The organism is Coleofasciculus sp. G3-WIS-01 (assembly GCF_040223135.1).
Taxonomy (GTDB): Bacteria; Cyanobacteriota; Cyanobacteriia; order Cyanobacteriales; family Coleofasciculaceae; genus Coleofasciculus.
This window is the reverse complement of record NZ_JAVJZI010000206.1, coordinates 1-5,131: the sequence shown is the minus strand read 5'-3', so window position 1 is coordinate 5,131 and position 5,131 is coordinate 1. Positions and strand designations below refer to the sequence as shown.

General features: G+C 46.2%; 5 protein-coding genes. 1 reads left to right on the top strand and 4 read right to left on the bottom strand.

Features of this window, described 5'->3' with window-relative positions:
* The first annotated feature begins 209 nt into the window (after positions 1-209).
* Positions 210-479, top strand: a complete 270-nt coding sequence (locus RIM23_RS21325) for a hypothetical protein (protein ID WP_446369088.1) — start codon at positions 210-212, stop codon at positions 477-479.
* Positions 480-550: 71 nt separating this feature from the next.
* Here RIM23_RS21325 and RIM23_RS21320 read toward each other — a convergent pair whose 3' ends face one another.
* From RIM23_RS21320 to RIM23_RS21305, 4 genes are all read right to left on the bottom strand, one after another.
* Positions 551-1,339 carry an ABC transporter permease gene (locus RIM23_RS21320; RefSeq protein WP_446369086.1) on the bottom strand — a complete coding sequence of 263 codons (789 nt, stop codon included), beginning with the start codon at positions 1,337-1,339 and terminating at the stop codon, positions 551-553.
* Positions 1,340-1,444: 105 nt separating this feature from the next.
* Positions 1,445-2,428, bottom strand: coding sequence for an ABC transporter ATP-binding protein (locus RIM23_RS21315; protein WP_446369084.1), 984 nt, complete (start codon positions 2,426-2,428; stop codon positions 1,445-1,447).
* A 6-nt stretch (positions 2,429-2,434) separates the two neighbouring features.
* Positions 2,435-3,055: an HD domain-containing protein gene (locus RIM23_RS21310; protein WP_446369082.1), complete on the bottom strand. Its 621-nt coding sequence runs from the start codon at positions 3,053-3,055 to the stop codon at positions 2,435-2,437.
* A gap of 256 nt (positions 3,056-3,311) precedes the next feature.
* Positions 3,312-4,772: an LCP family protein gene (locus tag RIM23_RS21305; protein WP_446369081.1), complete on the bottom strand. Its 1,461-nt coding sequence runs from the start codon at positions 4,770-4,772 to the stop codon at positions 3,312-3,314.
* Positions 4,773-5,131 lie beyond the last annotated feature (359 nt).

The following is a 5,131-nucleotide window of genomic DNA, read 5'->3' as shown; positions in this document are numbered from 1 at the left end:
CAGGGGGTTCTTGTTCAATCTGATGTCATAGGTTCCTACAATATTTTACGAAAAGCATTCCCAAATGCGTTTAACCGCTATGGGATAGAGAGGTGCGTAGTTCACGATTATGAGAATTAATCTCTCAAAGTAAAAGCGAAGAGAATTTCTGCAATGAAATGAAGTCTGTCTATATTTGACTATACTTTTACCAACTATACCGAGATAAAGTGCAAGCTGAGTTAGACAAGCTAAATGCTCAGGTTGACGAAATGAAAGCCAAGGCAGCGCAAGCTCAGGCTGATGCTAAGATTAAGATTCAGTATAGTAGCCAGATTGAGGAATTGCAAACCAAACAGGTTGCAGTGCAGATGAAACTTGAAGAACTCCAAGCGGCTAGTCAAGATGCTTGGGAAGATATCAAAACTGGTGTAGAATTAGCTTGGCTGGATTTACAGCAGTCGTTCCAGAATGCAATTGCTCAATTTGATCAAAAATAGTAATTGGTGATTGGGTAAGCGGTTTGTTTTAGTTGCCGATGTAGAGACGTTGCATGCAACGTCTCTACATCTCACGCTCCCATTCCCGAATACTGCTTCAATCCCTTGCGCCACAACCAGCGATTGACGGCAAAAAATAACAGTCCCCAACCCACCATAACCAAAATTCCTTGGACAATATTAACAGGTAGCCCAACTAACAACGCGGCGGGAAAATGAGCCAAGTAAGGGAAAGGAGTCCACTCCGCAACGGCTCGAACGGCGGGTGGAAAGACTTCCAAGGGTGCCATCATTCCTGAAAGAAACAAATAAAATAAATACCAAAATTGTTCTAGTGAAGTGGCTCGCTCTGTCCAAAACGCCAATAACGCAAACGTATATTGGATCAAAAATCGTAGGGCAAATGCCATTGTAGTGACGACTACAAATAATAGCAGATTCCCTAAACTCGGTAGCCAAAATGCTGGGGGATAGAGTAAAAAGAATAAACCTAAAAGTACAACTGATAAAGGCATGCGGACAAAACGTTCAGATACATGCCCTGCAACATGATGCCAGACAGGATCAATGGGTTGCAGGAGTTTAGGCGAAAGTCTTCCTTCTACCACTTCCTTTTCAAAATCAAAAATCATCCACACCACAGTAAACTGGCGAACGATAAAAACCGATAGGAAGTAACGCATAAATTCTTCCGGTGTTAGCTCAAACTCCCCTCCCTGAGATGCCTGAATCCAAACTCCCATAAGAATCAGTGGTAAGCTATTTGAAAGTATCCAAAAAAAAAGCTCTGCCCGGTATTCCAACATGTGAGCATAGTAAACAGACAGAAATATCTTACTGGTGTTAATGAATCGATTCATATAAACTAGGCATAAGGCTCCAGGGCAGATGGCAGAAGGGGAAGAGGAAAGGAATAAATTATAACTTTAGACAGACATGATATTACATAGACGAATGACAAATTATCACAAAACGACTCCGGCGCGGAAAACTCGACCGATGACTTCTTCAATGGGGGGGTCACTAACCGTTAAATCTATCACCTCTAACTCCGCCAAAATCCGAGCCACTGTGCTTGTCAGCTTTTCACGCTGCACAAAGAAACGTACAGCTAACCCATCCACGGCTTCTATTTCTGCGTAACCCGATAACTCCTCTTTTGACAAAGGTTGAGCCAGTTCCACTTTCACCTCTCGATAGGGAGCAAAGCGATTGAGTAGTCCTTCTAAGCTGCCATCATAAATCATCTGCCCTTCATAAATTAGTAGCACTCGCTGACACAGTGCTGTAATATCTGCCATGTAGTGACTAGTCAATAAAACCGTTGCACCCGTGCGCTGGTTGTACTCGCGTAAGAAATTCCGCACCCCTAATTGTGCATTAACATCCAATCCCAAGGTAGGTTCATCTAAAAATAAGACTTGGGGTTGATGCAAAAGCGCCGCCAGCAATTCGGCTTTCATGCGTTCTCCGAGGGAGAGTTTCCGCACGGGTTGTGTTAGTTTGGCTTCTAAGGATAACATTTCTGCCAGTTCCCCGACGCGACGTTGAAACTGGTTGTGAGAAATTCCATAAACGGCGGCGTTGATTCTCAGGGAATCCCAGGCGGGTAAGTCCCAAATTAGTTGTTGCTTTTGACCCATGACTAGGGTAATCTGCTGCAAGAAGCTGGATTCTCGCTGAAATGGCACATAACCCGCCACTTTAACCTCACCCCCTGAAGGGTGAACGAGTCCGGTGAGCATTTTCAAGGTTGTGGTTTTACCTGCACCATTGGGACCGAGAAATCCCACCACTTCCCCTATGCCAATTTCAAAGGAAACATTTTGTACTGCAACGATTGAGCGGTACTTACGGCGCAAAAAGTGGTTTAGAGTTCCCTTAATACCAGGTTGTTTGACCGCTACGGGGTAGACTTTGCTCAGATTGTGAGCCACAACAATAGACATAATGATCTAGTCTACTTGACTGTTGGTGGAGAGCGATCGCGCCTTTTGTAAATAACCCGCCTTAATGCAGTCTGCCACAATTTGCTCGACCAATGCCCAAAGCTGAGGTGTACCGTCTTGCACTGGCGCCATCCGTTGCATCACTTGATCTTCACTAATACCATAAAGCTGCCAAGTTCCACCCTGATTCTGTTGATTTAGCAGCAGAGGCTGCAAACGGTCTAGGGCGACGGCAAATTGGGCTGTCGGCGTGGCGGCGGCTTCAAATTCTGCCCAGATTTCTCGCAATGATTGTCCTTGGTCTTCGGGTAACATGCCAAAAATCCGGGTAGCCGCTTTTTCTTCCCGGATAGCTTTATCCTGATTTCCCTGTACGTCGTAGCAGAAGGTATCTCCCGCGTCAATTTCAACTAAATCATGCAGGAGTACCATGATTATCGCTCGTCCCAGGTCAACCTGGGAGGGTACATACTCGGCAAGAATAATCGCCATCAACGCCAAATGCCAAGAATGTTCGGCGCTGTTTTCCGGGCGAGAATCATCAATTAATCGTGTTTGGCGCAGAATCCCTTTGAGTTTGTCAATTTCAAGAATAAATTGAATTTGCTGGCTAAGTCGGCAGTTCATTTGTCATTCGTCATTCGTCATTCGTCATTCGTCATTCGTCATTCGTCATTTGTCATTTAGACAGGGCGGGTTTAGTGACATTAGGGTGGACAAAAAACGATAGTAGTGAAAAGAGCCCCTACACATAAAACTCTTTTCTAGTCATTGATCATTTACCTCCCCTTGCTCCCAGACGCGCCATGGCGCGTCTCTACATTGCTCCCCCAGCTCCTGATAACTGATAACTGCTCACTGATAACTGATAACTCCCCCTGCATTATTCCTCCTCTTCTGGATGCTGAATCAACCAATCCTCACCCACTCGAATGGTTAAATCTGATTCAATATCTCCTGTGGAAGAGGCTTCGATGTGACCGAGTTGCAAAACCCTTTTCAATGTCGCTGCGGCGTTCAAATCACCTTGTTGTACAATAATCTGAGTTTCGCGTACCTGATCGGGCCAATCCCTGATGATATAGACATTATAAAAGTCATTTTCCGCCAAATATCGAGCAAGTTTGTGAGCCAATTGCGGGTCATCTGTGGCATTTTGGATAGCAATTCGCAACCGTTGGGGAGAACGGCGGATATCTGAGGAACTCCAGTCAAAGGTTTGCTGAAAATATTGTTGCATGACGCGATCGCGTCCGGCAGAATCCATAATCCAATAGCTGGCGACATATTCCTCTGGATTGCTGAAGCGACCGGGTAAGAGTACCATCTGAAAATCATCTTTGTCTAAATCTAAGCCAAAGCCTACCAACGCCAACATTTCTTCTAAACTGAGATTGGTATCAACATATTGTTGCATCACCCGAATGATTTGGGGTAAACGCGGTAGCACAGTAGGGTTGAGTAATCGTTGACGCAGCGCCTTGAGCAGCGTCTGTTGGCGCTGGACTCGACCAATGTCGCCATAGTTGTCTTGGCGAAATCGAGCAAACTGTTCGGCTTGGTCTCCATTTAAAGTCTGCCATCCCGGTTCTAAATCAATGTACAAATCCTGGGTTACATCCTCATACTGCATCGGATAGGGAACAAACACCTCCACTCCCCCCACCAGGTCTACCAGTTCCCGAAACGCATCCGTAGTCACCCGCACATAGCGATCAACGGGTACATTATTCAGGGTACGGCTCACCACCCGTGCGGCTAACGCTGCACCCCCCTCCACATTGGCATCATTGATTTTGGCAAGTCCTACCCCAGGAAGTTCTACTTGGGTATCCCGAGGAATTGAAAGCATGGTGAGTGAATCTGCTGTTGGATCTAAGCCTAACAACAGCATGGTATCGCTGCGACCACTGAAAACGTCAGGCGAGTTTTTATCACTATCGGGAACGCGGTCAATCCCCATCACTAGGATGTTGACGGGTCTGGCTAAATCATAACGAAATGCTTGTCGCCAGGCATTTTCTTTCGCGCCAGGGATAAAATTTTGCGGCACGATTAAGGGGGACAGGGGTGTAATTAGGGCAACTGTTGCGCCCAAGGTAGCAGAAACTGTAGCGGTTAAGATAAACGCCGCACTCCACAGGAACCAGCGCATATAGCGACTACCATTGGATTTATCCGAATGATCATCGGAATGGGAATCTCCGCCGTCATTATCTGGCGGTGGAGGAGGCGGGGAACCCCCAGTAACATCTTCAGCGACATCAGAGTCGCCGTGCGATCGCGCATAACTTTTTGGATGGGAGACTTGAAAGCCCCAGCTAGTTTGGGAACTATTCGACACGTTTTTTTACCCTCACCACACACCAACTGTTCTCGAATCTTTTGACGTTCACCGAGTCTATTGCTGGATTATAGCGTTAGCCTGCCTAATCCCCATTAATCTTTGGTAAGGAAAAATCTACCGATGTGGTCACAAGTATTGAGTGTTGACTCTGTATTCCCCCATCTCCCTCATCCTTGTGGGCTAGGATGTAGCAGAGATTTAGAATAGCACGGACGTTCAACAACCCCACGCTACTAACGTGGAGCGTGGGGATTGCCAGAGACAGGACTGGCAACGTTAAGAGTTGAATAGACCACCGAGCCGTTAACTGATACACACTTCCAAATACTTCCCCAGTTTGGATTCACTGTAAGTCT

Coding starts and splice junctions, on each gene's coding strand:
- RIM23_RS21320 (WP_446369086.1), bottom strand. CDS start 1,339: ATGAATCGATTCATTAACACCAGTAAGATATTTCTGTCTGTTTACTAT.
- RIM23_RS21315 (WP_446369084.1), bottom strand. CDS start 2,428: ATGTCTATTGTTGTGGCTCACAATCTGAGCAAAGTCTACCCCGTAGCG.
- RIM23_RS21310 (WP_446369082.1), bottom strand. CDS start 3,055: ATGAACTGCCGACTTAGCCAGCAAATTCAATTTATTCTTGAAATTGAC.